Genomic DNA, 25939 nt, shown 5'->3' on the forward strand with positions numbered 1-25939 from the left:
ATAATACGAATTTTCCCGCAGGGGCTTCCATGGCCGCAAATGCAGTTCCGTACCCTTGAGTTGCCACGTTACAGGAATATAGTCATCAGAATTAGACTGGTATCCATAGTCATTGCCGCCGACTCGAACCAAGAACACGGAGTCGTCTCTTCCGGGTTCGCGTTCGTCGGGTAGCGAATTCGGGTCGACTTCCACCCCCGTCGGGATGTAGATGTCCGCGAGCGTCGAGAAGCCGTCCAGCGTGTTCACGGCGTCCGCCATGAACGACGTCACGGGGCTCGACAGAAACGGACCGACCGGAGCCGTCGTCGATGTGTCGATCTGAACGTGTTGCACGTTGGGATCGTCTTCGGATTCGACCAGATAGGCGTCATTCGGATAGATCGACGACGGGCTGTACGCGAACTCCGGCCCGTCCGGGCAGGGCTCGTCGTAGTGGAATTCACCCGGCCCATTGCCGATATCGTCGTCGTCCGCTTGATCGCCGGCGTCATCCGAGTCGTCGTCATCGCCGGACGAACAGCCGACACCCGTCACGAACAGCGCCACGATCAGCCCGAACGCCAGCCACCACGTCGCCCTGCGCATGTCATCCCTCACGGCGCGCTCACGGGCGCGCTTCGATCGACCCGGTCGTCACGGCGATTCGCCACGCGATTTGCCTTGACGATCCGCGACACCGGGACTATCAAGTCCCCGCCTTTCGAGTGCATTTCGATGTCCAATTTGCCACCGGATCTGTCCGAAAACAACCGCGAGGGAACGCGCTCCGCGCGGCGCGTCGTGGTCGCCCTCATCCTGGGCTCGATCGCCATCGGCGCGATCGCGTTCTGGCGCTATCGATCGTCCGAGGTCGTGCTTACGCGCGCGCGGATCGACATCGAGGCCAAGGGTCCGACGCTGTCGCCGCCCGAGTGCGTGGAATCCGTCGTCGATTGGGCGCGCCATTGCGAGGCGATGAAGACGCTGTGCGACGCGTCGATGCCGCGCATGACCAAGACGTGCGTCGAGGCGGCCGACCGCCGCGCGTATTGCGACGAACTCGGCCGCGACGCGTGGATGTCCGCCCGCTTCGGCTACGACGAGTGCGAGCGCCTCGGCGTCGACCGCACCGCGATGAAGGCGTGCGCGCTGGCCTATCGCTCCATCGCCAACCACTGCGAGACGCTCGCGGGTGAGGCCCCGAAAGAATCCCCATGACGCTCTTTCGCTACGCCATCGCGCTCGTCGCCGTCACCTTTTTGCTGCTGCTCGTGGGCGGCACGGTCAATCCCACGGGCTCGTCGCTCGCCTGTCCCGATTGGCCGCTGTGCTACGGCCAGGTCTTCCCCAAGATGGAAGGCGGTGTGCTGTTCGAACACACGCACCGGCTCGTCGCCACGCTCGTTGGCCTGATGACGATCGGCCTCGCCGTCGCCATCGCGCGCACGCGGCGCGATGACCGCGACCTCGTGCGTCGCGGGTGGATCGCCCTCGGCCTCGTGATCGCGCAGGGCGTGCTCGGCGGCGTCACGGTGCTGCTCAAGCTCCCCCTGATCGTCTCGGCGACGCACCTCGCCCTCTCGATGTTTTTCTTTTGCTTTCTCATCGACATCGCGTTTCGGCTGTGGCCCGGCGCGTGGCCCGAGTCCGCGGGTGCGATCGACCGCACCGGCGCGGTGATCGGCGGGCTCGCGGTGTATTTTCAGATCGTGCTCGGCGCGCTCGTGCGGCACACCGAATCGGGCCGCGCGTGCGGTCAGGACTGGCTGCTATGCGGCGGCGAACTGTGGCCGGGCTACGGCCCCGCGCAGCTCCACATGACGCACCGCCTCGTCGGCTACATCGTCTTCGTCATTCTGATGATCACCGGCGCGCGCATGCTGCGCGTCGCGAAGGCGAACAACCGACGTTTCGCGAAGATCCTCGCCATGACGATCCACCCGCTCATCGCGTTGCAAATCATTTTCGGGTGGCTGACCGTTTCGACGGGCATCGGCGTGCATCCCGTCGTCGCTCACCTGGGCGGCGGCGCGGCGCTCCTCGCCGTACACTGGGCGGCATTTCTCGCGCTGGGGCCGAAGCCGGGGGCGCGCTGACGGTCCGCCGATTCGCACATTTGTGTATTTGGCATACAATTTTTCTTGCAATACAGAATCACAGGCGGTAATCCTAAGACATGTCTGTCGGTGAATGAGCGATGCCCAACCTGAACCCATTTCGCAAATTGCTGATCGGAATGAATCGGTCATTGAGCCTCCGCTGCGGTGCGACGTTCCTTTTCGTTGCCGCCGCGCTTGCCGGTCTTTCCGGATGCGCGGACGACGTTGACGATTCAGAAGACGCGAACACCGACACCCCCATCTACATCGAGTGCTTCGAGGGGGAGACAGCGGCGGCCGAAACGTCCGCGCAGCAGCTTCCGCCGAAAGCGGAAGAAGACGGGGACTCTTCGGACTTCCCCGATGGATTGCCGGCGTGCCCGCCGTTTGATGACACGATGTTCTTCGCGACGCCTCCAATCGAGGTTTACGAGCAGTTCGCCGAGGCCGTGTTCCCGGCGAAGTCGATCCCCTGCACCGTATTTCTGGACGACGACGAAGCGCAGCTCGATTGCCCATTTGGCCTCGAAGTGCCGCTCACTTGGACATGGTCGGAGGGAAATTTTCCGTGTACGGACGGCGATGTGGTGCGCCTGTACATGGAATACGGGATGGACGACCCGGCGAAACTTGCGGTGGCGATTTTTGATCTCGACGGTCGCCTGCTGATGCTGGCCGTTCCGTCGAGTTTCTTTTTTAACACATCCGAAATCGACTGTTGGAAGGTCGACGCCAAGGTCAATGTCAGTTATGTCGACGGGTACACCTGCGAATATGATTTGGATGATGCGCCGCCGATCGCGTGGCCGGATCCTTCTGAGCCGGATTGTTGTAACTGGACACGCGTTTTCGGCCTGTCGGGATCTGGTCATTTCGACGAGATCGAATGGACCTTGAATTACCCCGGCGATATTTCCACGAGTGATGACGGAGGTTATTATGTTTCGATACCCGTCAATTACTCGGGGGAGGTCTACGATGAGGAAATGCCGGACTTCGTCAACATCAAGCAGAAGTTTTCGCTCCAAATTGTTCGGCGTTGGGATTAGAATTCTTTTGAGGAAGGCGTCGACCGGATTTCGGCGGCGACGCGATGATCCAATGGAACGTCGATGAAAGGCTCGCGGGATGAGGCGGACAACGGTCGAAGAGGTTATCGCGACGTCTCTCTTCATCCCGCTGGCGATTTGCTTCATGCTCGGATGCAGCGAAGAGGACTCCGGCACCCGTGACGGCGAGGCCGACTCTTCCCTTTAAATCGAGTGTTTCGAGGGGGAAACAGCGGCGGCCGAAACGTCCGCGCAACAACTCCCGCCGAAAACAGAGGGAGAAGAGGAATCTTCGGACTTCCCCGATGGATTACCGGAGTGTCCGCCGTTCGACGACACGATGTTCTTCTAGACGCCTCCAATCGAGGTTTACGAGCAGTTCGCCGAAGCCATGTTCCCCGCGAAGTCGATCCCCTGCACCGTCTTTCTCGACGGCGGCGAAGCACAGCTCGATTGCCCGCTTGGACCGCCCGTGGCTCTCGCGTGGACGTGGCCGGACGGCCGTTTCCCATTCGACGACGGCGACGTGGTGCGCCTCTACATGGAATACGGTGCGTACGACCCACCGACGTACAGCATGGCGGTTTTCGGTCTGGATGAAAGTCTGCTTGTCTTGGCGACACCGGATTACCATCTGTTTTCTTCTCCGAAAATCGACTGCCGCGACGTGGACGCCGATGTCGAGACCGACTATGCGTGCGAGTACCAGATCGCCGACGCACCGCCGCGAAATTGGCCGGAGGATGACGGCGTCAATGATTGGACCCGAGTTTTCGGGCATTCGGTGTCGGGTCAATTCATGGACCTGGCTTGGACGCTGGAGAACCCGGCGGAGGTCGCAGCCACCGAAGACGGTGGCTACCTGGCCATCGCACCCGTCGCCTACATGGGCACCTTTTTTGCCGACGACGATATCGTCGATAAGGGTGACGTGGGTCGGCACGAGTTCCGGCTCCAGCTTGTCCGGCGCTGGGACTGAGCGACACGCATTAGCGGGATTGCGCCCGCGAAGCCTTTTCCCGATAATCCGCGCTCGTTTGGCCCGGCCGGATCACGATGACCCGCACGACCCCGAAATTTACCCCGCAGGGCGACCTCGTCGCGCTCGCGAAGCCGCCGATCACGCTCATGTCCGTTTTCATGGCGTGGGGCGGCATGGCGCTCGCGCCCGGCGACGCGCCGTGGTCCGTGCGCGCCTTCGCGCTGCTGGGCACCGCGCTGGCGGTGGCGTCGGCGCACGCGCTCAACATGGCGATCGAACGCGACACCGACGGACTCATGGAACGCACCCGGCTGCGTCCCCTGCCCGACCGACGCATGCGTCCGGCGACCGCCATCGCGTTCGGCGTGGTCACCGGCGTCGCGGGGGTGGCAATCCTCGCGCTCTTCGTCAACACGCTGACCGCCCTGCTCGGCGCGGGGGCTTTGCTGCTCTACGCGTTCGTTTACACGCCGCTCAAGCGGGTGACGCCGTTGGCGCTGGAGATCGGCGCGGTGGCGGGCGCGATGCCGCCGCTGATGGGCTGGGCCGCGGTGACCGGCACGCTCGACGCGCCGGGGCTCATCCTCTTCGCCATCATGACCGTGTGGCAGCTTCCGCACTTCATCGCGATCACCATCTATCGCCGCGACGAATATGCCGCCGCCGGCATCCGCACGACGAGCGTGGTGAAAGGCGAGCGCGCGGCCAAGATTCAGGCGCTCGTGTGGGCGTCGTCGCTCGTGCCGTTGTCGATTTTGCTCGTGCCGCTGGGATACGGCTCGTATCTCTACCTGTGCGTCGCGCTGGCGCTCGGTCTCGGCTTCGCGGGCATCGCCGCGCGGGGGCTGCGCGCCGAGGCGGGCGTGCGTTGGGCCAAGGGGCTCTTTCGCGCGTCGCTCGCGTATCTTCCGCTGCTCACGCTCGGCCTCGTCGCCGATCACCTGATTCGCTGACCGACGAGTGGAACGCGACGCATGACCAGCCCGACCAACGAAACCCGACTCTCCGTGACCGGCCTCGCCCATGCCTATGGGCGGCGCGAGGTGCTGCGCGGGCTCGACTTCGAGGTGCGTCGCGGGGAGGTCTTCGGTCTGCTCGGACCGAACGGCTCGGGCAAATCGACCGCGATGGCGATTCTCGCCGGACTGATCGAACGCAAGGGCGGCGAGGTCTTGCTCGACGGTCGGCCGTGGAATCTGCGCGACGCCGCGTTCCGCGCGCGCATCGGTGTCGTGTTTCAAAACCCCGGCCTCGACGCCAAGCTGACCGCGCTCGAAAATCTCGGCCTCGCGGCGCGGCTTTACGGATTCTCGCGAAGCGAATCGCTCGAGCGCGCGCGGATCGCCATGACGCGGGCCGGTCTCGAAGACCGGGGCGGAGACGCGGTGGGCACGCTGTCCGGCGGCATGCGGCGTCGCGTCGATATCGCCCGCGCGCTGCTGCACGACCCCGACCTGCTGCTGATGGACGAGCCGACCGCCGGGCTCGACGAGGCGTCGTTTCGCGCCACGTGGCAGCGGCTCGAAAGGATGCGCGGCGAGCGCGACCTCACGGTCCTCCTCGCCACGCACCGCCCCGAAGAGGCCGAGCGCTGCGACCGGCTCGCGATCATCCACGAGGGACGCGCGGCCATCGTCGACACCCCCGCGGCGCTCAAGGCGCGCGTGGCCTCCGATGTCGTCGTCCTTCGCGGCGAAGGCATGGCCCGGCTTGCCGCACCGATCGCCGAACGGTTCGGCGTCGAGGCGCTGTACGACGCCGAGGACGACGAACTGGTGATCGACGCCGAGCGCGGCCACGAGCTGGTCCCGCGCCTCGTCGAGGCGTATCCCGGCGGGCGTTTGACGTCGGTGAGCCTGCGTCACCCGAGCCTGGCGGACGTTTTCCTGAAGGTCACCGGCCACGCGCTCGGGGTCGAGATCGCGGACGGGGGCGGCCATGCTTAACGCCTACGATCGCGGCACGGCGTATGCGCTCTGGGCGCGCGACATGCTGCGCCTGAAGAAGGAGCGCTCTCGCTGGCTCGGCGTCGTCGCGCAACCGCTGCTCTTCTGGGCGGTGATCGGCGGCGGCATCGGGCGCAATTTTTCGGTCGGCGGCGAACCCACGAGCTATCTCGCGTTCTTCTACCCCGGCGTGCTCGTCATGGTGATTCTCTTCACCACGATTTTTTCGACGATCTCGATCATCGAGGATCGCCAAAGCGGATTTTTGCAGGGCGTGATGATTGGCCCCGGCTCGCGCGCGTCGGTGGTGGCGGGAAAGATCGCGGGCGTCACGACGCTCGTGGTCATGCAGTGCGCGCTGTTCATTCTCCTCGCGCCGGCGGCCGGATTCGCGTGGGCGTCGATCCACTGGCTCGCGCTCGTCGCGGCGATCGTGCTGGGGTGCGTGATGCTCACGGGCATCACGTTCATCATGGCGTGGGCGCTGCCGTCGTCGCAGGCGTATCACGCGATCATGAGCGTCGTGCTGATTCCGCTGTGGGTCGTCTCCGGCGCGATGTTCCCCGCGGGCGAATCGTGGATCGGTCGCATCATGCACCTGAATCCGATGACGTGGATGGTGAACGCGGTGCGTTTCGCCGTGTCGGGCGGCTCCACCGGCACGGGGACCTTCGACGCGGGCGCGACGTTTGCGATCCTCGCGATGCTCGCGGCGGTTTCGTTTTTCGCCGCCGTGTTCGTGGCTCAAAAGACTCCGGCGCGCCGGGACTGATCGGGCGAAGGAACATGCCCATCCCTCCGACCGACGACGAACGCGTCCCCTTCTGGAGAAACCTGTGGGTGTGGGCGGGGATCGTCGGCATCGTGTCGATCACGCTCACGCGTCCGTGCCTGCGCCGGGTTCCCGAGCCGCCGCCGCCCGGCCCGGCGATCTCGGCCTTCGCCTTCCACGATACCGGCGGCGCGCCTCTCACGATCGAGGACCTGCGCGGGCAGGTTTGGGTCGCGTCCGTCACGGCGAAAGACTGCTCGTCCTGCGCGCGCGCGCAAGGAGCGATGCGCCGATTACAGGACCTCTTCGAGCGCGACCGCATCGACGTGCGCCTCGTCACTTTCGTGGCCGAGTCGGCGGGGAGCGATCCGGCCCGCGTGCGTGAGGACGAACGGCGTTTCGGCGCGATTGCGCCGCGTTGGCGTTTCGCGGTCGATGCATCGGGCGCGGTGAACGCGTGGGCGCCGGGCGTTGTCTCGCTCGTCGCCGATCCCGCGCGCGTCTATCGAGGGCCCGGCGATTCGTGGTTCGGCGCGAACGCACTCGTTCTCGTGGATCGCGACGGACGCACCCGCGGCGTGTACGGCACCGACGACTTGGGCGTGGACGAGGTGTACTACCGCGCGCAGCACGTGCTGAAGGAGAAGTCGGCGGTGACGGGCGCGGAGCGCGATTAATGGCGTGGCATCCGCCGCCGCTATCCCACTGGCTGTCCCTTTATCTGAAGACGCTCGCCATCGAGATCCCGATTTACGCGCTGCTCTCGCGACCCATTGTCGCCCCGTCGCGGGCGATCCTCGCCGCCGTTCTCTGCTCCACCATCACGCATCCGATTCTGATCTACGGCTGGCCGCGCCTGATGCCGGATTATCAAACCTACATCGTCAGCGGAGAGATTCTCGTGGCGATCGTGGAGAGTACGATCTTCTACATTGTCGCGAGGCCGATCTCTTGGTCCCGCGCGATCGCGGCGTCGTTCATGGCCAACGGGGCGAGCTTCGGGATCGGTGTGCTCGTTTCCCATTTGAGCAGAGGGTGAGGTCTTCGCGCTCCCCGGGCGTTCAGATTTTCTGGAACTTCATTGGGATCCTGCCTTTCAGAGCCCGAAGCGCCATGAAAACCGCCGTGGTGGAGAGGAGAACCATCAGAATCTGGCCCCACCACAGATAGTAATCCTCGAAGACACGGAAGAAGTGACTCAGGAAGCCGGCAGTCAACGCGAGGCAGTTGAGCCCAAAGGCCAGTGCCGGACGCCCCGGCAGAAGTGCAGCCGTGGCCACCAGGGTCACGGGGGTGGTCATTTGAAAGAGAAACATTCCGAACGTGATCATGACGGGATTCGCGTCACCGAAAGCAAAGAGCAAACCCGAAATCAACAGCGCGCCGACGCTGACCTCGAGCCAGCCCCACCGATCGGAAAGAATGCCTCCGATGGCCTTGCCCGCGAACGCCGCCGTCGCGACACCGAACAGCACCGTCGATTCCCGCGGTAATTCAATGGCACCGGCTTTGCCGAGCAGCGCGCGCAGGGAGATCGAAAACAGCAGTAGCATGATGATCGCGGCGGACTTGGAGATCGTTGGCACGGATTCCGATCGATCCGTTCGAACCTCCGGCGCCTCCGCAAGCCATGCCACCACAAACGCGATCAGGAGCGCTACGAGAAACGGCCACGCGACGTAGGCACCGCCTTTTCCGATCATGGTGCCTGCCGCGAGACCCAGCGCTCCGGGTGCGATGAAGACTCCCGGCGGCGTGGCCCGCCCCGGATGCACGTGAAGCGACAGCGCTCCCGCACCGACGTGAAATGCCGCGTTCCCCACTCCCGCGAGAATCATCGCCGCATTCGGTCCGCTGGTCAGAAACAACATCGAGGCCGCCGACAAGGCGATGCCAACCAGCGCCGTCGCGCGCCAGATCCGAAAGCGGTCGATGAGCAAACCGAGCGGTGCCTGCCCCGCAAACGCGATGAGGTCGTAAAATAGGACCAACATCACGCCCTCGCGCACGGAGAGGCCGTGAAATGTCCGGGTCGCGAAAATGACGGTGACCGTGGTGGCGTCGATCAGAAGATGGATGATGCCAAACACCACCGGAAACGACGCAACGTCGAGAACTCCGTGAAAACCCCGTCGTTCCATCAGGAGGATTTTCCTTCACGCCGGCTCAGGACGAGAGCCAGCACGCCAATCCCCAGCATCCCCGCACTCAGGAATGAGCCGGTCTCCGCGTTGGACACGCCGCACACGGCGCAGTCCGAGTCATCGCCGTCATTGGAAGCATTCCCCTCACCGCTAGGATCGCTGCCGCACACACACTCGTCGAAATCCGCACAGCCGGTGAAGCTCAAGCACGGTTCCATGCTTCTCGGAGGTGCTTCAACGCACGCATCGAAGAAATCCTCGGGCAGGCAGGTCGTACCGCAGTATTCCGCGAGATTAGTGAGCGCTTCACAGAAAGCACGATCCGCGTCGTTCGCATCGTCCGCATCGTTATCCGCCGACGATCCGTCGTCAATGTCGTCCCACCCGCCCGGGCCTTCCGACCAGTCCGCCGCGGAGATCAGGGGACAAAGCCAAATCAGCGCCGCAACGATCCCAAACATGACGCGCACTGTCCGCCTCCAAAATGCCGGATACGTTGCGCCCCGAATTCAATCCATAGAAGTAGCGTCCATCGATCCTCTAGCCCAATAACACTTTTCTTCAGACAACCGACGGCGGTGCGCATCGGCGCCTCGCACTAAGAGCCCGCCGCCCTTCGCGCGGAGCAACGACGGGGAGCTGGCCTGGAGAATCACGGTGTTCGTCGTGGCGTCGATGAGACCGACTTCCCTTCGCGTCGGCTCAGAACTAGAGCGAGCACGCCGATACCCATCATCCCCGCACTCAGGAACGAACCGGTCTCCGAGTTGGAAACACCGCAGCCGCCGCAGCCGTCGTCATCATCATCGTCGTCGTCATCGTCGGCCGACGAATCATCCGCGTCGTCGTCTGACTCGCCGGCGGGATTCTCATCCGCGTCATCGTCAACAGGTTCCGTTCCGCACAAACACGCGTTGACGTTGGCGCAACCGGAAATATTCAGGCATGGGCGTATGTCCCACGGAGGGTCCGAAAGGCACGCTTCCACGTAACCCTCCGGGAGGCAGGTCGTCTCGCAGTGTTCGACGGTAATGGTGAGCGCATGGCAGAATTGCTCAGCCGTGGGCTCGGGATCGTAATCATCATCCCAATCGTCGTCGCCCCAATCGGCGCTTGCGCCGGACGAAAGCAGAAGAATCACCACGCCGAGAAATCCCGTCTTCACACCCATGGTCCGCCTCCAAATACACCGTATTCGGTGCGCCCCCATTCATTCCATGACCATAAAGGTCGGTGATTTCGATGTTCAAGTCAAGAATTTTCTCCTTCACCGTCGCGGGCCGTTGGATCGCGAGGTTCCCACTTCCGATCGGTGTTTTCAAAATCGCGAATTCGCTGCAAGCTAACGAGCATTAACGCACGAACCCCGTCCCGATCATCCGCCCGATCATTCGGCGAACGGAGAGGTCAAACCGGCATGACTCTGAAAAGGCGCCCCATCCACGCCCCGCGAGTCCTGAACGAAGCGTACGATTACGACCGCCCCGTTCCATTCAGTCGCGGGATGCGCCTCGATTGGAACGGCGCATCAGCGCTCCTGATCTCCGGCACCGCGAGCGTCGATGAAAACGGCGCCACGGTTCACGCAGGGGACCTTCGCGCCCAGATCCGCCGAACGTTGGCCAACATCACGGAACTGCTCGCCGTCGAGGGAATGACCTGGCGCGATGTGGTTTATACACGCATCTACCTTCGAGACATCGATCGCGACTACGACACCCTGCGAGAGGAACGCCTGCTTTTTTTCGAAGAACAGGGAATCAAGACCTATCCGGCGAGCTGCTGCGTCGAAGCCCGACTGTGCCGCGCCGATCTCCTCGTGGAAATCGAGACCCTCGCTACCGTGGCCCCCTAAGCGGGGAGGCAGACGTCGAGCGTGCGTGGCACACCCCGCCTTGCCGCGTCTCGCGAAAACCCCCATGCTGCTTCAATCCGTTTTTCGTCGGTCCCGGTTTTCGTCGGAGGTTCGCCCATGTCCGAACCAAGCACCAATCCAAAGCGGCTGTTGCTGCTGCTCGTCTTCATGGCCGCGCTCATCGCGCTGGGGGTGCTGATCGCGCGCGACAAGATGAATCCCATGCTTGACCAGAACGGCGACGGCAAGCCCGACGAGTGGTACCGCTACACCTTCGGCGGCGAACTGGTGTCGCTCGAAAAGGATCGCAACTACGACGGAACGGTCGACCACCGCGAGTCGTTCGTCGGCGGCGTGATCGCCGAGTCCATGACCGACATGAACAACGACGGCAATTCCGAGATCCGCGGGAAATATGACGAAAAAGGTCGCCTGATTCGGCTCGATCGCGATCTGAACGAAGACGGGCGCTACGACCGTTTCACCACGATCGACGCCGAAACGGAAAAGCAGCTCTACTCCGAGTCGGATCAGGACGGCGATGGCGAGCCGGACACGCGTCTCGCCCCGGGCGCGGAGGCGGACAAGTAGCCCTCACCCTTGCCGGATCGCCGTTTTCAGCTCGCGCGCACTGACGGTGCCGGTGCCGACCTTGGCGACCACCACCCCCGCCGCGAAGTTCGCGATCGCCGCCGCCTGTTCCCAACTCGCCCCCGCCGCGCGCGCCAGTGTGACCGTCGCGATCACCGAATCGCCCGCGCCGGTGACGTCGAAGACCTGCCGCGCGACCGTGGGGATGTGCGTGGGCCCTTCGCCCTCGCGGAAGATCGACATGCCGAGCGCCGCGCGCGTCACGATCAGGCAGCGCAGGCGCATCTTGCGCACCAGCTTCGCGCCCGCCGCCTCGATCGCCGCGTCGGTATTGGCGAGACGAACGCCGAGCATCTCTCCCGCCTCGTGGTGATTGGGCGTGAGCAGATCGACACCGCTGTACGCCGGCGCGTTGCGCACCTTGGGATCGACCACGACGGGAATTCCCGCAGCCTTCGCCGCCGCGCGGATCGCCTTCATCAGGCGCACATCCACCACGCCCTTGTTGTAGTCGGAGACGATCACCGCCTCGTAATCGGCGATGCGTCGCGTGATGTCGCGCACGAGCGAGCGCCGCGCCGCCTCGGTGACCGGGCGCGCGAGTTCGTGGTCGAAACGCACGATCTGCTGGCTGCCCGCGATGACGCGGGTTTTCACCGTGGTCGGTCGGTCGTGCTCGACGGCGAGCATCAATTCACCGATCCCCTCGGCGGCGAGGCGGTCCGTGAGCGTGCGCGCCGCCGCGTCGTCGCCGGCAAGACCCGCGAGATCGGCTCGCGCGCCGAGCGCGATCAGATTGCGCGCGACGTTCGCCGCGCCGCCGGGGGTGGACTCCTCACGGTCCACACGCACAACCGGCACCGGAGCTTCGGGGCTGATGCGCTCGACGCTGCCCCAGATGAAGCGGTCGAGCATGATGTCGCCGACGACGAGCACGCGCCGCCGGGCGAACTTGCGGATGTGTTCGAGCAACTCGTCGCGGGCGAAGGTCGTCGTCACGCGCTCTCCTTGCGTTCGGGGGCCATCCAGTCGCGGGCGTTTGCGATCGCCGCGCAACAGAACCAGTAGGCGCACATCACCTCGGCGTCGCCGAAATTATGTTGGAAAAACGAGCCCGCGGCAAAGCCCGCCAGCGTCGCGAATCCCGCGACGGCAAACGGCGTCATGGAGTCGGGCTCCCCGCGCTGCCGCCGCCATGCGAGCCACAGCCCGGCGCCCGCCACCCACGCGAAGATCGCCGCGCCGACGACGCCGCCTTCGGACGCGGCCATAAAATACGAGTTGTGCGCGTGCGCCTTGGTCGTCCACTTGATGTTGTAGTCGCGGCGGTAGTCGTCCACCACCTGCCGGTACACGCCGGGGCCGACGCCCGCGACGGGGTGGTCGAAGGCCATGTCGAGCGAGGTCTTCCAGATGTAGATGCGTTCCAGATTCGATCCCGCGCGCATCGTGGAGGCGAGGCGGTCGCGGATCGTCTCGGACGCCGCCGACAGCGCGACCACCGCGACGAGCCCGGCAACGCACACGGCGATGAACACGCGTTTGCCGCGCCGATACGCGAAGATCGCCGCGCCGAGCGCCGCCGCGATCCACGCCGAGCGCGCGTAGCTCGCCACGAGCCCGACTGCGCCCAGCGCCGCCGCGAGAGCGAGCCCGGCCCGCGTCCGCATGCCCGGCAGCAGCGCCGCCGCCGCGAGCAGCGCGACGCACAGGTACATCGTGTTGCCGAAGGTCAGGTGGTGATCGAACAGGCCGACGGCGAGGTTGTGCCCGCCGTGCTCCTGCCACAATTTCACCGGCGGGGTGAGGATGCGCGGGACCGCGTCGCCGAAACGCCACTGCGCCGCCGCGTAGATCCCAATAAGCGCCGTGGAAATACCCAGCGCCACGATCGACCGCGTGAAGACGCGGCGATCCTCGAGCGCGGGGACCAGCGCGAACCACGCGAGGTGAATCCACCACCGCGTCCACTTCGCGAGGGAATGACCCGGCATGTCCGACGCGAGCGCGCAGACCAGCAGCCACGCGATCCAGACGATGATCGCCAGTCCCTGCGCGTCGAGCGGGCGTGCGCGACGACGCGCGAAATCGACCACCCACAGCGCGATGAGCACGGCGAGCGCCGCCTGCGCTCCGCTGGTCGAGATCGGCAGACACGCCGCGAAGGCGATCGTCGCAAACGCGCGGACGCGCCCGATGCGCTCGCTCGAAATCACGAGCCGGCCTCCTCGAGCTTCGCGAAGAACGCCTCGTGCGCGAGCGCCATGGCGTCCAACGCGAATTCGCGCTCAACACGCGCCCGCGCGGCTCGACCGTGCGTCGCGGCGAGTTCGGGGCTCCCGAGATATCGACTGAGCGCACTCGCCAGGGCGGTCGCGTCACCATCGTCCACGAGCGCGCCCGTTGCGCCGTCGTCGATCGTTTCGGGCAGCGACCCCACGCGCGCCGCGATCACCGGCGTGCCGCACGCCATCGCTTCCAGCGCCGCGCGGCAGGTGCCGTCGCTGCCCTCGCCGAGCAATACACTCACGTCGAGCGTGTTGTAGATGTCGGCGAGGTCGTCCCGCCGATAGCCCAGAAAGTGCACGCGGTCACGGTACGGCAATGTTGCGACGAAGGCTTCGAGTTCAGCCTTGCCCTCGCCCCGCCCGACGATTAACAAACGTACGGTCGGAATCTCCCGCAGCACCTCGCCGAAGGCTTCGATCAGAAGCCGATGCCCGCGCCCCGGCTTGATGCGGCTCACGATGCCGGCGAGCACGTCGCCTTCGTGCGCGCCGATTTCCGCGCGGATCGCATCGCTCGCGAGCCCAGAGCGAAACGCGTGCGTATCGACCGCGCCGGGAATCACCACGCAGCGCTCCGGATCGAGGCGGTACGATTCGATCAGTCGCTCGCGCATGGCATGGCTGATGGCGATGACGCCGTCGCACGCGGCGAACAGCGGCATGTCACCGATGCGCCGCGCGGCCTGCCGGGACTCGTGCACGGACCGCACCAGCACCACGCGCCCCGCCGCCCGCCGCCGAAACATCAGGCCCGTCCAGTGGTCGTGGCTGGTGTGCGTGTGACAGACAATGGTGTCGCGTCCCGCCAATTCCGCTAGCCGCGCGGCGTCTGCCAGCATTCCCGGCAGCAGAAGTCCCTTTCGCGCAAGACGCACGTCACTCAGCACGCGAAACGACGCATCGGTCGTATGCGCCTCGAGCGTTCCCGGCGGGACGCGCGTGTGCGCGAACGCGACGTCGTGCCCGCGCTCCGCGAGCAGTCGCATGGTCTGGAGGACGCGCTCCGCCGGCCCCGTGAAGTGCCGCGACGCGAGCAGCTCCACGATCTTCATGGCGTCTCCAGCAGTTCTCGGCACGCGCGGATCAGCGTCGCCGCGTCCACGCGGTCGATGCAGTTCACCGGACCGGGGCAGCGCTTCGTCCAGCAAGGCCCGCACGTCACGTTCGCCTGCACCGCGCGCCCGCGCGTCGTCCACGGGCCGACGCGCGCGGGGTCGGTCGGTCCGAAAACACCGAGCGTGCGCGCGCCCATTGCCGCCGCGATGTGCATCGGACCGCTGTCGTTGCCGACGTACATGGCGCATCGGCCCAGCAGCGCGGCGAGTTCCCGGATGTCGGTTCTCGGCGCGAGCAGCACCGGGCTTCGCGCGGATTCGACCACGGCCGCGGCGTCGCGTTCCTCGCCCGGTCCCCAGATCACAACGGATACGCAGCCGTCGTCCGCCAGCGCGTCGGCCGCCGCAGCGTAGGTATGTGCGGACAGTTTTTTGTTCGGCCAGCTCGCGCCCGGGTTGAAGGCGACCACGCGCCGGCCGTCGAGCCGGTTTTCCCCGAACCATCGATCGATCGTATCGCGCTTGTCTGTGGGTACAGCGATTTCGACGCGGTCGGGAATCGTCGTGATGCCGAGCGGACGCAGGAGCGTGAAGTATTTTTCGATCGCGTGTCGCGCGACGGGATCGCGGGGAATGCGCTCGTTCGTGAACAGGAAATTCCCCTCGCGCCATTTGCGAAAGCCAATGCGCCTCGGCGCGCCCGACGCACGCGCGACGAGGCCGCTCTTGAACAGGTTCTGAAAGTCGATGGCGGTCTCGAAGCCCCGCGCGCGCAGGTCGTCGCGGAACGTGCGCCACAGGCGCGTGAATCCGCTCGATCGCAGCGCCGCCGCGAGTTCCTTGCGCGGAAAACGGATGATCTCACTCAGATCGGGATGGTCCTCGATCACCGCGCGCGACTTGTCCTCGATGACCCATCCGATGCGCGCGTCGGGAAACCGTTCGCGCAGCGCCCGCAGCGCGTACAGCGTGTGCACGCAGTCTCCGACCGCGCCGAGTTTGACGATGAGGATCGATCGCGGCGTCATCCGTCACCCGCGCAGGAGGTCCATGCACGCGGCCGTCACCATATCCGGCGAGATGTCTTTCATACACCGGAAGTGACCGCGCGGACAGGCGCGATGGCCGTGCGGCCCGCACGGACGACAGTCGAGCGCAATCTCGACCACGCGGCTTCGCGTGCCCCACGGGGCGTAGCCGAGCGCGGGAACGGTGGAACCGAAGATCGCGACGACCGGCACGCCGTGCGCCGCGGCGATGTGCATCGGCCCCGAATCGTTGGTGACGAGCAGCGCCGCCCGCGCGAGCAGCGCGCAAAGCTCGGGCAGTTTCAGGCGGCCCGACACGTCGAGCGCCGCGTCGCCGGTCCCGTTCGCCACTTCGCCCGCGACCGATTCCTCGCCCGGTCCGCCCAGGACGACGATCCGCTCGAACGTGCGCGCGAGATCGCGCCCGACCGCGCCGAAGCCCTCGGCGGTCCAGCGCTTCGTCGCCCACACCGATCCCGGGTGAATCGCCGCGAACGGGCGCTCCGGCGCGAGTCCGAAGCGCCCCATCAGCGCGGCGCCATCGACGGCCGGATCGAGCGCGACGCGCGCCGGCGGAATCGGTTCGGGATCGAGATCGAGATCGAGCGCGGAAACGAGCGACATCACGCGGCGCACCTCGTGCGCGCTCGTGTCGCGACGCACCCGCCGAGTGAAGAGCAACGCGCCCGCGGAGTCGGCGAACCCAATGCGAACCGGAATCCGCGCTGCGGCGAGCGTCAGCGCGCTGCGAAGCGAAGGATGCGGACAGAGCACGACATCGTAGCGCCGATCGCGCAACATGCGCGCGAACCTGAGGAGTCCGCGCGGTCCACGATGCGCACCACGTTTGTCGTAGGCAAGAACGTCGTTCAGCGCCTCATGATGACGCACGACGTCGGTCCATGCCGGTTGCACCACCATGTCGATCACGGCGTCGGGATACGCGCGGCGCAGCGCGGCGACGAGCGGCGTCGTGAGCACGACATCGCCGAGATATGCGGTCTGGAAGACGAGCAGGCGCGAGGGGGTCATGACGACCGATCGGTCGCGGCCGCGCTCACGCGCGGGCGGGCGAGCGACCGAGCTCCCAGAGTTTCAGGTACTTCAGAAAAACGTAATACGACGCGAGGACGCACACCACGAGCCCCGGCACGCCGTCGAGAAAGCCAAGCTGGAAAACGTACTTTTTCCAAAACGCAAACGCCGGGCGCGCCAGCATGGCGAACACGCCCGAACGCTTGCCGCGCGCGTGCAGTTCGCGCGCCATGATGGTCGTGTACTCGTTGATTCGCGCCAGGTGGTGCGTGACGTCGCGATAGGAATAATGGAGCAGATCGCCCGACAGCCGCGCGACGCGGCCGGAACATTCCACCGTGTCGTGCGGGTCGTATCCGCCCCAGCGCGCCGTGCGTCGATCGAAAAGGCGAATCTTCCACTCGGGATACCAGCCGCAGTGCTCGATCCAGCGACCGAGATAAAACACCTTGCGCGTCAGTTCGTAAGCGTCGGCGGGATTCGGATCGGCGAACGCCGCGCGGATCGACTCCGCGAGTTCCGGCGACACGACCTCATCCGCGTCGAGCGCGAGAATCCAGTCGTGCGTCGCGGCGTCCACCGCGCGCTGCTTTTGACGTACGTGTCCGGGCCAATCGGTGATCTCGACCCGCGCGCCGCATTGCCGCGCGATTTCCACGGTGCGGTCGGTGCTGCCGGAATCGAGGACGACGATCTCGTCGGCGAAGGGCACGGCGCGAAGACACCGTTCGATGTTGTCTTCCTCGTTCTTCGCGATCACCGTGACCGACAAGCGGCGCACCGATTACGCCTTCTTCGCGTCCGCCAGGAACTTCGCGATGCCCGCGGCCGTGAGCGGGTGCTCGGTCAGTTTGTCCAGCACATCCGGGGGAATCGTTACCGCGTGCGCGCCGGCGAGCGCGACCTGTTTGACGTGCAGCGGGTGTCGCACCGACGCGACGATCACCTGCGTCGGAAGATCGTAGAGCGAATAGATGTCGACGATCTCGCCGATCATCGCGGTGCCGTCCTCGGACAGGTCGTCCACGCGGCCCACGAACGGCGCGATGTAGGTCGCTCCGGCGCGCGCGGCCAGCAACGCCTGCGTCGCGTTGAAAATCAGCGTGACCGCCGTGGGGATCTTTTCCGCCGAGAGCGCGTGAACCGCCTTGAGGCCGTCCTTGCCCATCGGGATCTTCACGACGACGTTGTCGGCAATGCGCCGTAGCTCGCGGCCCTCGGCAACGATGCCCGCCGCGTCGATCGACAGTGTTTCGGCCAGCACCGGACCCTTGCAGGCCGCGCAGATCCTGGGAATCAGCGTCGCGTTGTCGCCACCCGCCTTGGCGATCAGCGAGGGATTCGTGGTGACGCCGTCGCAAAGGCCCATCGAGACGGCCTCGGAGATGACCGCAGGGTCCGCGGTGTCGAGAAAAATCTTCATGAATGCCCTCGAATCGAAAACACGTCGGCGAATGCCGCCGCGAATGTAACGCGAACGCGCGAAAAGACAAGCGCCGAATCGCGCCGCGCGCCGTCAGGGTGCGGCGTCGGCGGGCAGGCAGTCCTCGCCCGCGAGCCCCTTGTCGCCCGATTCGCCGCCGGGATTGATGTACCCGAGGCTGATGAGTTTTTGGATCGTCGCCTCGTCGAGTTCCAGCCGGCCCGTCTTGGCCTGCCCGCTGGCCTGCGAACGCACCCGGCACATCGCTTTGCGATGCGCGGGCGCGAACTCTCGCAGCCGCGCGGCGAGGTCCGTGGGGGCGACGCCGTCGATCAGATTCGTCTTCTCCCCCGGATCGGCGGCGAGATCGTAAGCCTCGAAGGGCCGCTCGAAGTCGAGGATTCCCTTAACGTGGACCTTCGTCGGCTCGATCAGCTTTTTGTCCGTGCTCGTCGCCGACATGCGCAGCGGCCCGAGCATGTCCGCCTCGGAGATCACGGGGTCGGTTGTCACCAGGTCGCGCAGGATCTTGGGGACGCCGTCCGATCCGCAACGAAGTTCTTCCGAGTCCGGGCTCGTGACCGCCGCGGCGCGCGTGATGAGATTGTAGATCGCCGTTTGCGGCACGATGCCGTCCGCGAGCCGCGAGCCCGCGCAGGCGTTACCCGGCGCTTTGACGATCAGCGGCACGCGCAGCATCTCGTTGTAGAGCGTGATGCCGTGACCCCACAGCCCGCGCTCGGCGAATTCCTCGCCGTGATCCGACGTGACGATGATCCACGCGCTGTCGTAGCGCCCCGCGCCCTTGAGTTTCTCGAAAAACCGGCCGAGCTGCGCGTCGGTGTAAACGATTTCCTCGTCGTACTGCGCCTTCGTCGCTTCGCGCTCGGGCTCGCCCTGTTCCCGAATCCAAGTGAAAAACGTGTAGAAGTTTTCCTTTTGCATTTCGTACACGGTCGGGTTTTTCGGCGCGAATCGCCCCCAGTATTCCTCGGGCGGCGTATAGGGATAGTGCACGTCGAACAGGTGCAGGAAGAGAAAAGTCGGCGTCCTCGCGCCGAGCAACCAGTGCAGCGCCTGATTCGACACCTCGACGGCGTTCCAGTTGGGGTTGAGGGCGTAAAGGTCGAAACCCGCCGAATAGCCGTAGCTCGCGCCGAGCAGAATGTTCGTGACGAACGCGCCGTTGCGGTAGCCGACGTCCTTGAGCAGTTCGGGAAACAGCGTACGCCGCGGATCGACCGAGGCGACCGGGCTGCTCACGCCATGGGCGCTCGGGATCACGCCGGTGAACATGCTCATGTGCGTGGGCACGGTCCACGGCGCGTGGGCGAGATGATGCTCCACGATGACGGCGTCTTGTGCGAAGTCGACGAGGTGGGGGCTCGTGGGGCGCCCGTAGCCGTACATCTCGAGGTGATCGGCGCGCAACGTGTCGATGCTGACGAGGATGACGTCGGGGTGCGCCGGGTCCGCCGCTTCGGGATTACCCCGCGCCGCGAACACGTTGACCGCCATGCCGACGACGAGCGCTCCGATCCAGATCGCCTTTTTGGGGGCGACGTCGGGAAATGGCGGCGAGCTCTTCTTGAAGATCCACTTCTCGATGAACGCGGCCGGGAACAGAAGGATCGCCATCGCCGCGCAGAACGCGAAGACCATGCCGGTACGCACGGCCGGCGGCGAAGTGGTGAGCGACGAGGTGACCGTGCGTATGAGGAAGGATTCGACATCCACGTACTGGCCGTAGATGTTGTTGAGGTCTTCGTCGAGCGTCGAATTGTAATACGCGACGCCCGCCCAGGTCGCGGCGGCGGCGAGCACCGCCAGAATCGCGAGCGATCGCGCGAGCCGGATGCGACCGGAGCACAGACGACGCGCGAGGAGATAGATCAGGCCGAGGAAAAAGCCGAGCACGTTTGTCGTGCGCCGCGTCTCTTCGACCGCATTCGCGAGCGTGAAGCCGCGCACGCCGAGGAGGGCGGATTCGACGTAGCCCTGCTCGCGCACCTCGAAACGCGCCCAGATCGCCGCCGCGACGACGCCGAGTGCGACGACGACGAACCAGACGTTCAGAAACCGGTGAAGCAGTTTGGCGCGGGCGGACATGAACGCGAGCGACCCATTGAAAAACGCGGCGGATGTTAGCAACGCCCCGGAGGTTTGTCTAACGCGCCGGGGCGATCACGGCGCGAGTTCGCCGTCAGCCAGACGGATGCGATCGGTGAGCCAATAATAGCCCCACAACCGGCCGCTCACGGTCAACTCGTTTCCCGTGACGAGCGCTTCGAGCCGCGCGTTTTTCGCGGGATCGAAAAAGACTTCCACTTCATACGCCCCGGACTCGGGCGTGAGAAGCAGCTCGCTCGCCATGGTCGTGTAGATGTTTTTCTGCTTGACGCGCAGTGTCCATTTCACCCAGCGGCCTTCGTAGCGCTCGGCCCACGCGCGACGCAGTTCGTCGCGGTCGCGCCCGCCTTCGTCGCGCATCTCCAGAAAGACGATGCCGTGATCGATCGGTTCGCGGCGACGTTCGCCCCAATCCGGCGCGTCGGGAACGTAGGGCTCCGTTTCGGACTTGATCGCGTAAACGGTCTCGTTGAAGAAGCCCCACGTCGCGACGAAGATCACCGGGGTCATGAGGAACACCGTCACGATCCACTTGACGCTCTTTCGCCAGTCGAGCTTGAGCCACATGTAGACCAACGCGCCCGGACCGCACACGAAGAGCAGCAACAGGAAGACGATCACCCGCCCCACGCGCGCGGCATCCGGCGGCGCGTTCTCGGGATCGGTTTCGGTGCGGGGCGTTCGGCCCGGCACGATCGGCGGCGCGACGGGCACCGTCGTCGGCACGGCGTCACCCGGCGTGATCGGTCGATACGAAACGCCCGATTCGGCGTCGGTGCCGCAGTACGAACACACGGTTTTCCCGCGATCCAGCGGGGCGCCGCAGTTGTGGCATTTCCGGTAACGCATTTCGCGAGCCGCCTTCGTGATGCGACGCCATTGATTTCACGGCGTCGCCCCCCGCGTCAAGCGAGCCGCACGAAAACGGCCCACCCGCGAAGGTGAGCCGTCGGAAATGAAGCCGCCCGCGACGGGCGACGGATCAGTGCGGACCGGCGGTGAGCGCCTCGGCCTCGGCGAGCAGCGACTCGACCTCCTTGGCGATCACCTTGGCGTACTCGAAATTGTGCTGCCCGCGTTTCGCGCTCACGAGATCGAGATCGCGCCGAATCAAAATCAGCCGATTCGAGATCTCGGTCGTGTTCTCCTTCTTCGCGACGCGCTCGTCCACGACCTTTTGGATCGCGTCCACGCGCGGCAACAACTTCGCCGTCAAATCGCCGAGCGCCGCGAGCTGCATGTCGGCTTTGGCCGAATATGTCGCGTCGTGGCAGTTCGCGCAGGTCGCCTTGACCCCGTCGAGGGTCGTCGTTTGCCCGCCCTTCGTCTGCACATGGCAATCGACGCATTCGATGTTTGCGTTCATCGGATCGGGATTCCCCGTCACGATGGCCGCCCCGCTTCCCTTCGTCAGGTTGCCGATGTTCTGATGACAGTCGGCGCAATCGACCTTGCCCTGCCCCGTTCCATGGTGACAGCCGCTGCACGTGACCATGTTCGTCACGCCGTGCTGCGCGCCTTCGCCGTGGCACATCGTGCATTCGAACCCAAGGTCCACCACGTGCTTTTTGTGCGGATACTCGACGGAACCGAGTTTCACCTTTCGCTCGGTCATCTCGGCGTGGCACAGGTTCGTGCAATTCAGCGTGAAGGGCTCGACCGTCTGCGCCGTGTATCCCGGCGTCAGCTTTTCGAGGGCCTGCTCGCTGCGCGCCTCGGCCGCTTCGAGCGCCTTGATGGCGTACTGCACGTTGTGGTGCCCGCGCGCACGCCTCACGAAATCGACGTTGTGAGCTGCCTCGCCGACGAGTTTCGCGGCTTCGTCTTTCTTGGCGGGCTCGATCGCGCCCGCGGCGGCCAGCGCGTTTTGCGCCTTGACGAGCCGTGCGCCCGCCCGCGTTTCGCGCTCGAACATCAGGTTGCGCCACTGCGTGAGCATGGCGTCGTACCCGGGCCCGTGGCAGTCATTGCAGGCTTGCCCATGAACCAGTGAGGCGAGATCGGTGGCCGAGCGGTCGTCCGGCCCGGACAGACGTTTCACGTGGCACGACGCGCAATCGACGTTGGCCAGATACATACGGGCGGGCTCGTCCGGCACGCCGATCGCGCCGGTGCCCTTGTACAGTTCTCGCGGTCCGATGTGCTGATTCGAGGCATGGCATACGGTGCAGTTGGTCTCGAACGACTCGCTGGTCGGGTTCCGCACGATCTCGTGCTTGATGACGTCGTGGCAGCGCCAGCACTCGACCTTGTGATTCGTCACGTGGTTCAGATGGTACGACTCAATCGTGTACTTGTCTTTGATGATCTCCTTGAGGGTCCTCTCGCGCTCGCTGTGGCACTCCATGCAATGGTCGAAATCGACGTTGCCCGCGCCCTCGATGATTCCCTGGTGGCAATTCGTGCAGGCGATGCCGGATTCGATGTAGCGCCCGTGCGCGAAGGTTTGTCCCTCGGCGAGATGAATCTCGCTTGGAACGGTCTTGTGGCAAGTGCGGCAATCGGAGAGCACTGGGTCGCGCGCGCCGTTTTCGTCGGCCTTGAAGTGGCAGATGAAGCAATCGCGCGGATCGACGGACAGGTGCTCGCCCTGCACCAACTGGCCGTGACACGTCACGCAGCGCAGCTTTTTCTCGCGGCGCATCGTACCCAGATGGTTCTCGTGGGAGAACGAGATGCCCTGAAAGTCCTTGGCGTCGTGCAACTGCTCGGAGCTGTGGCACTCCTGGCAGCTCAGGTCGGAGATTTCGGCGTGGTATTTGCCCTTCGTTCGGCCCGTCATGAACATGACGAGATGGACTTGGCCGTCCGTAAATTTGCCCTTCAGGTAATTCCACGTTCCGGGTTCATAGTGGCACTGGGCGCACTGGACCTGATTGTGCGAACTGGTGCGCCAGCTCTCCACGTAGGGCTGCATGTTGTGGCACGAAGCGCAGAAGTCCGGCGAGCTGGTCGCTTCGAGAAACGCGAACGCCACGAAGGCCACGAAAAGGACCGCGCCGCCCGCGATCAGGAGACGTCGATTTCGCTTCGATTTGCGTGCCGACCACTCATCCATCGTTGGCATCTCCCACCTTCACACACGGAGCCGGAGGAACGCGGGGCCGAAAAACCGACCGCTGATCCAAGGAGCAATAACAATGCCGCCTCGCCTTTGACGTGGCGTGCAAGAACAGCCCGAAAACGCGGCTTCCCGCGCGAATTTGACCGTCTGTCGGTCTCAAACGACGACGGAATGCCTCATCGCGGTCTGAAAATCAGACCTACGAGATCCGATTCGAATCGCCCGGGCGCGCGAAAAATCCGCCGGAGCACGCGGCCCCGGCGGTTGCCCAGAAGAGAATGAAGGATTTGCGCGGTTGTCCCCCGGATGGTGATTTCACCCTCCGTGGTTTGTCGTGTCTTTACGCTCCGTGGCAGGTCTTGCAGTCCTTCGGATACTGCGGGCCCTTGGCCGACTTCTTGTGACAGTCGCCGCACTGCTTGTGGAACGCGTCCTTGCCGGGGCCGGCGCCGTCCTTGCCCGCTTCCGTGTGGCAGGTCGTGCACTTGGAGCCCTGGCCCTTCGGATCCTTGTGATGACAGACTTGGCAGTCGTTGCCGACCTTGGTCAGGTGAGCCGGATGGTCGAACTGCACGGGCTTTTTGCCGCTGACCGAGACCGTGATCTTGCCCGCCGGCCCGGCGGCCGACGTCGCCAGACTCACCAGTCCCACCGAGCACAGCACCACCACCGAAAACATCAGGAACTTCTTCAAGGTTCTACCCTCCTTCTGACGTATAACCCGAACTCTCCACGGTCAGGGGTACACGTGACATGCCGTGCAGGCGAGTCCGACGTCTCCGCCGCTCGAATCGGCTCCGTGACACAATGACGCGCAGCCGGTATCGCCGTTGGTATCGACATACGTGTCGTGCGTGGTCACCCACCCGCTCTCGTGCGGATACAGGGTGTGACAGGTGAAGCACGAGGTCGCGTTGGGGCTCTGCCAGTCGTTGCCGTGGCAAACCTTGCACGACTCCTTGCCCGTATCGAGCACCTGCTGGCCGTGCTGGCCGGCTTGGGCATAGCCCGCCACGTGCGGGAACCCCGTGTGGCAGGTGTAGCAGGACACTCCCGACTGGCCGCCGGTGTAGTCGGCGCCGTGGCAGACGCCGGCGCAGTTTTCCAGGCCGATGTCGTAAGCCGTCGCGCCGTGGTCGTCGGGCGCGGTCCAGCCGTCCGCGTGCGGGTACTGATGACAATCGGTGCACGCGACCTGCGAGTCGCCGCCCGCAAACGTCTCGCCGTGGCAGCGCGTGGCGCAGTTGTCGTTGTCGCTCGCCATCGCCGTCACGCCGTGCTCTTGCCAGTCCGCCCAGTTCGCGTCGTGCGGATAGTCCGCGTGGCAGGTGAAGCAGGAGACGTTGGTGTCTCCGCCGGCGAAGTCGGTTCCGTGGCACGCGGTGGCGCAGTTCGTCTGACCGTTCTCGATCACGTCCATTCCGTGGTTGTCGGGATCCGACCAGTTGGCCGCGTGCGGGTAGGTGTGGCACTGGTAGCACGACACCTCGGAATCGCCGCCCTGATAGTCCGTGCCGTGGCACAGCGTGGCGCAGCCGTTCGCCGTGTTGTTCAGCACGTACTGTCCGTGCGCGTCCTTGTCCGACCAGCCCGCGTCGTGCGGATAGTTCGCATGGCACTGCGTGCATGCGACGCCCGTGTCGCCGCCGCCAAGGTCGCTTCCGTGGCACGCGGTGGCACAGGTCTCGTTGCCCGCGTCCAGCGCCCGGCCGCCATGCTCGCGCGGCTGATCCCAGTCGGTGTCGTGCGGATAGTCGGCGTGGCACTCGAAGCACGAGCCCGCCACGTCGCCGCCCTGGAAGTCCTGGCCGTGACAGACGGTGGCGCAGTACCGGTTGTTGTTGTCCAGCACCCAGCCGCCATGCTCGTCCTTGTCGGCCCAGTTGTTCTCATGCGGATAGAGTTCGTGGCATTTGTTACAGGAGATTCCGGAGTACCCGCCCTGCAGATCCGATCCGTGGCACGCCGTCGCGCAGTTCGCGTCCTGACCGCCTTCCTTGCTGTACTCGCCGTGGTTGTTCGGATCGCCGAAGTCGGTCTCGTGCGGGTACAGCGCGTGGCACTGCGTGCAGGAGACCTTGGCGTCGCCGCCCTTCAGGTCTTCGCCGTGGCAGACCGTGGCGCAACTCTGATTGCGCGTGTCGAACGCCTCGAGGCCGTGCTCCGTGATCTGCGCCCAGTTCTCGGGATGCGGATAGTTCGCGTGGCACGAGGTGCAGCCGACCTTCGACCAGCCGCCGTCCAGTTTTTCCCCGTGGCAGGCCACGCACGCCGTGGTCCCCTCGTCGAGCACGTAGATGCCATGCTGCTTCGGCTGGTCCCAGTCGTCCGGATGCGGGTATTCCACGCGCTCCGCTTCCTCGCCTTCGATCGGCGCCTCGGGGTTGGGGTCCATGCAGGCCGCGAGCCCCATGGCGAGAATCGCGAGGAACAGCGCCGCCGTCATCCCCTGGATCGCCGTGGCCATTTCCGATTTTTCCCGACTCGACATCGCTC

At 65.1% G+C, this 25939-nt stretch carries 27 protein-coding genes; 11 read left to right on the forward strand and 16 right to left on the reverse strand.

Annotation, left to right across the window (positions count from 1 at the left end; translation table 11 throughout):
- A partial coding sequence (locus tag IT350_14420; GenBank protein MCC6159241.1) for a hypothetical protein occupies positions 1 to 588 on the reverse strand: 588 nt, incomplete at its 3' end.
- A 129-nt stretch (positions 589 to 717) separates the two neighbouring features.
- Here IT350_14420 and IT350_14425 point away from each other — a divergent pair.
- From IT350_14425 to IT350_14465, 9 genes are all read left to right on the forward strand, one after another.
- Positions 718 to 1200, forward strand: coding sequence for a hypothetical protein (locus IT350_14425; protein ID MCC6159242.1), 483 nt, complete (start codon positions 718 to 720; stop codon positions 1198 to 1200).
- Entirely contained in the window at positions 1197 to 2078 is an 882-nt protein-coding gene (locus IT350_14430; GenBank protein ID MCC6159243.1) for a heme A synthase, read from the forward strand. Before IT350_14425 ends, IT350_14430 begins: the two co-directional genes overlap by 4 nt.
- Positions 2079 to 2230: 152 nt before the next feature.
- A complete protein-coding gene (locus tag IT350_14435; GenBank protein MCC6159244.1) occupies positions 2231 to 3130 on the forward strand; it encodes a hypothetical protein in 900 nt (299 codons plus the stop codon).
- 391 nt (positions 3131 to 3521) lie between these two features.
- Entirely contained in the window at positions 3522 to 4109 is a 588-nt protein-coding gene (locus tag IT350_14440; GenBank protein MCC6159245.1) for a hypothetical protein, read from the forward strand.
- Positions 4110 to 4186: 77 nt separating this feature from the next.
- Entirely contained in the window at positions 4187 to 5065 is an 879-nt protein-coding gene (gene cyoE / locus IT350_14445; protein MCC6159246.1) for a protoheme IX farnesyltransferase, read from the forward strand.
- A 21-nt stretch (positions 5066 to 5086) separates the two neighbouring features.
- Complete coding sequence (locus IT350_14450; protein MCC6159247.1) at positions 5087 to 6058, forward strand: ABC transporter ATP-binding protein; 972 nt, start codon at positions 5087 to 5089, stop codon at positions 6056 to 6058.
- Positions 6051 to 6830: an ABC transporter permease gene (locus IT350_14455; GenBank protein ID MCC6159248.1), complete on the forward strand. Its 780-nt coding sequence runs from the start codon at positions 6051 to 6053 to the stop codon at positions 6828 to 6830. Before IT350_14450 ends, IT350_14455 begins: the two co-directional genes overlap by 8 nt.
- 14 nt (positions 6831 to 6844) lie before the next feature.
- Positions 6845 to 7507, forward strand: a complete 663-nt coding sequence (locus IT350_14460; GenBank protein MCC6159249.1) for a hypothetical protein — start codon at positions 6845 to 6847, stop codon at positions 7505 to 7507.
- Complete coding sequence (locus IT350_14465; protein ID MCC6159250.1) at positions 7507 to 7869, forward strand: hypothetical protein; 363 nt, start codon at positions 7507 to 7509, stop codon at positions 7867 to 7869. Before IT350_14460 ends, IT350_14465 begins: the two co-directional genes overlap by 1 nt.
- Positions 7870 to 7891: 22 nt before the next feature.
- On the opposite strand, the gene IT350_14470 is transcribed toward IT350_14465, so the two are convergent.
- The 3 genes from IT350_14470 to IT350_14480 all read right to left on the reverse strand — a co-directional run bounded on the left by IT350_14470 (position 7892) and on the right by IT350_14480 (position 10145).
- Positions 7892 to 8920 carry a hypothetical protein gene (locus IT350_14470; GenBank protein MCC6159251.1) on the reverse strand — a complete coding sequence of 343 codons (1029 nt, stop codon included), beginning with the start codon at positions 8918 to 8920 and terminating at the stop codon, positions 7892 to 7894.
- Positions 8921 to 8970: 50 nt separating this feature from the next.
- Positions 8971 to 9444: a hypothetical protein gene (locus IT350_14475; protein ID MCC6159252.1), complete on the reverse strand. Its 474-nt coding sequence runs from the start codon at positions 9442 to 9444 to the stop codon at positions 8971 to 8973.
- 182 nt (positions 9445 to 9626) lie between these two features.
- The gene (locus tag IT350_14480) at positions 9627 to 10145 is read right to left on the reverse strand and encodes a hypothetical protein (GenBank protein MCC6159253.1); all 519 of its coding nucleotides are present in this window, start codon (positions 10143 to 10145) and stop codon (positions 9627 to 9629) included.
- 246 nt (positions 10146 to 10391) lie between these two features.
- Between IT350_14480 and IT350_14485 the strand changes: the two genes are divergently transcribed.
- Together IT350_14485 and IT350_14490 are read left to right on the forward strand one after the other, a co-directional pair.
- Positions 10392 to 10829, forward strand: a complete 438-nt coding sequence (locus tag IT350_14485; GenBank protein ID MCC6159254.1) for a hypothetical protein — start codon at positions 10392 to 10394, stop codon at positions 10827 to 10829.
- 117 nt (positions 10830 to 10946) lie between these two features.
- The gene (locus IT350_14490) at positions 10947 to 11420 is read left to right on the forward strand and encodes a hypothetical protein (GenBank protein ID MCC6159255.1); all 474 of its coding nucleotides are present in this window, start codon (positions 10947 to 10949) and stop codon (positions 11418 to 11420) included.
- A 3-nt stretch (positions 11421 to 11423) separates the two neighbouring features.
- On the opposite strand, the gene rfaE1 is transcribed toward IT350_14490, so the two are convergent.
- The 12 genes from rfaE1 to IT350_14550 all read right to left on the reverse strand — a co-directional run bounded on the left by rfaE1 (position 11424) and on the right by IT350_14550 (position 25934).
- Positions 11424 to 12419 (reverse strand): D-glycero-beta-D-manno-heptose-7-phosphate kinase, encoded by a 996-nt coding sequence (gene rfaE1, locus IT350_14495; GenBank protein ID MCC6159256.1) that lies wholly within the window; start codon positions 12417 to 12419, stop codon positions 11424 to 11426.
- A complete protein-coding gene (locus IT350_14500; GenBank protein ID MCC6159257.1) occupies positions 12416 to 13636 on the reverse strand; it encodes an O-antigen ligase family protein in 1221 nt (406 codons plus the stop codon). The genes rfaE1 and IT350_14500 overlap by 4 nt, the downstream gene beginning before the upstream one ends.
- Positions 13633 to 14760: a glycosyltransferase family 4 protein gene (locus tag IT350_14505; protein MCC6159258.1), complete on the reverse strand. Its 1128-nt coding sequence runs from the start codon at positions 14758 to 14760 to the stop codon at positions 13633 to 13635. Before IT350_14505 ends, IT350_14500 begins: the two co-directional genes overlap by 4 nt.
- The gene (locus tag IT350_14510) at positions 14757 to 15791 is read right to left on the reverse strand and encodes a glycosyltransferase family 9 protein (GenBank protein ID MCC6159259.1); all 1035 of its coding nucleotides are present in this window, start codon (positions 15789 to 15791) and stop codon (positions 14757 to 14759) included. Before IT350_14510 ends, IT350_14505 begins: the two co-directional genes overlap by 4 nt.
- 3 nt (positions 15792 to 15794) lie before the next feature.
- Positions 15795 to 16823 carry a lipopolysaccharide heptosyltransferase II gene (gene waaF / locus IT350_14515; protein MCC6159260.1) on the reverse strand — a complete coding sequence of 343 codons (1029 nt, stop codon included), beginning with the start codon at positions 16821 to 16823 and terminating at the stop codon, positions 15795 to 15797.
- Between the two features lie 25 nt (positions 16824 to 16848).
- Complete coding sequence (locus tag IT350_14520) at positions 16849 to 17607, reverse strand: glycosyltransferase family 2 protein (protein ID MCC6159261.1); 759 nt, start codon at positions 17605 to 17607, stop codon at positions 16849 to 16851.
- Positions 17608 to 17610: 3 nt separating this feature from the next.
- Positions 17611 to 18249, reverse strand: a complete 639-nt coding sequence (fsa, locus tag IT350_14525; GenBank protein ID MCC6159262.1) for a fructose-6-phosphate aldolase — start codon at positions 18247 to 18249, stop codon at positions 17611 to 17613.
- A 93-nt stretch (positions 18250 to 18342) separates the two neighbouring features.
- A complete protein-coding gene (locus IT350_14530) occupies positions 18343 to 20358 on the reverse strand; it encodes a sulfatase-like hydrolase/transferase (GenBank protein ID MCC6159263.1) in 2016 nt (671 codons plus the stop codon).
- A gap of 75 nt (positions 20359 to 20433) precedes the next feature.
- Positions 20434 to 21228, reverse strand: a complete 795-nt coding sequence (locus IT350_14535; protein ID MCC6159264.1) for a zinc ribbon domain-containing protein — start codon at positions 21226 to 21228, stop codon at positions 20434 to 20436.
- Between the two features lie 133 nt (positions 21229 to 21361).
- Positions 21362 to 23437 carry a NapC/NirT family cytochrome c gene (locus IT350_14540; protein ID MCC6159265.1) on the reverse strand — a complete coding sequence of 692 codons (2076 nt, stop codon included), beginning with the start codon at positions 23435 to 23437 and terminating at the stop codon, positions 21362 to 21364.
- Positions 23438 to 23783: 346 nt separating this feature from the next.
- Positions 23784 to 24122, reverse strand: a complete 339-nt coding sequence (locus tag IT350_14545; protein ID MCC6159266.1) for a cytochrome c3 family protein — start codon at positions 24120 to 24122, stop codon at positions 23784 to 23786.
- A 57-nt stretch (positions 24123 to 24179) separates the two neighbouring features.
- The gene (locus IT350_14550; GenBank protein MCC6159267.1) at positions 24180 to 25934 is read right to left on the reverse strand and encodes a hypothetical protein; all 1755 of its coding nucleotides are present in this window, start codon (positions 25932 to 25934) and stop codon (positions 24180 to 24182) included.
- Between the last annotated feature and the right edge of the window lie 5 nt (positions 25935 to 25939).

This window comes from Deltaproteobacteria bacterium (assembly GCA_020845895.1).
Taxonomy (GTDB): domain Bacteria; phylum Lernaellota; class Lernaellaia; order JACKCT01; family JACKCT01; genus JADLEX01.

Coding starts and splice junctions, on each gene's coding strand:
- IT350_14530 (MCC6159263.1), bottom strand. CDS start 20,358: ATGTCCGCCCGCGCCAAACTGCTTCACCGGTTTCTGAACGTCTGGTTC.
- IT350_14540 (MCC6159265.1), bottom strand. CDS start 23,437: ATGGATGAGTGGTCGGCACGCAAATCGAAGCGAAATCGACGTCTCCTG.
- IT350_14440 (MCC6159245.1), top strand. CDS start 3,522: ATGTTCCCCGCGAAGTCGATCCCCTGCACCGTCTTTCTCGACGGCGGC.
- IT350_14490 (MCC6159255.1), top strand. CDS start 10,947: ATGTCCGAACCAAGCACCAATCCAAAGCGGCTGTTGCTGCTGCTCGTC.
- IT350_14450 (MCC6159247.1), top strand. CDS start 5,087: ATGACCAGCCCGACCAACGAAACCCGACTCTCCGTGACCGGCCTCGCC.
- IT350_14460 (MCC6159249.1), top strand. CDS start 6,845: ATGCCCATCCCTCCGACCGACGACGAACGCGTCCCCTTCTGGAGAAAC.
- IT350_14485 (MCC6159254.1), top strand. CDS start 10,392: ATGACTCTGAAAAGGCGCCCCATCCACGCCCCGCGAGTCCTGAACGAA.
- IT350_14545 (MCC6159266.1), bottom strand. CDS start 24,122: ATGTTTTCGGTGGTGGTGCTGTGCTCGGTGGGACTGGTGAGTCTGGCG.
- IT350_14550 (MCC6159267.1), bottom strand. CDS start 25,934: ATGTCGAGTCGGGAAAAATCGGAAATGGCCACGGCGATCCAGGGGATG.
- IT350_14535 (MCC6159264.1), bottom strand. CDS start 21,228: ATGCGTTACCGGAAATGCCACAACTGCGGCGCCCCGCTGGATCGCGGG.
- IT350_14510 (MCC6159259.1), bottom strand. CDS start 15,791: ATGACGCCGCGATCGATCCTCATCGTCAAACTCGGCGCGGTCGGAGAC.
- IT350_14480 (MCC6159253.1), bottom strand. CDS start 10,145: ATGGGTGTGAAGACGGGATTTCTCGGCGTGGTGATTCTTCTGCTTTCG.
- IT350_14505 (MCC6159258.1), bottom strand. CDS start 14,760: ATGAAGATCGTGGAGCTGCTCGCGTCGCGGCACTTCACGGGGCCGGCG.
- IT350_14425 (MCC6159242.1), top strand. CDS start 718: ATGTCCAATTTGCCACCGGATCTGTCCGAAAACAACCGCGAGGGAACG.
- waaF (MCC6159260.1), bottom strand. CDS start 16,823: ATGACCCCCTCGCGCCTGCTCGTCTTCCAGACCGCATATCTCGGCGAT.
- IT350_14465 (MCC6159250.1), top strand. CDS start 7,507: ATGGCGTGGCATCCGCCGCCGCTATCCCACTGGCTGTCCCTTTATCTG.
- IT350_14430 (MCC6159243.1), top strand. CDS start 1,197: ATGACGCTCTTTCGCTACGCCATCGCGCTCGTCGCCGTCACCTTTTTG.
- IT350_14455 (MCC6159248.1), top strand. CDS start 6,051: ATGCTTAACGCCTACGATCGCGGCACGGCGTATGCGCTCTGGGCGCGC.
- fsa (MCC6159262.1), bottom strand. CDS start 18,249: ATGAAGATTTTTCTCGACACCGCGGACCCTGCGGTCATCTCCGAGGCC.
- cyoE (MCC6159246.1), top strand. CDS start 4,187: ATGACCCGCACGACCCCGAAATTTACCCCGCAGGGCGACCTCGTCGCG.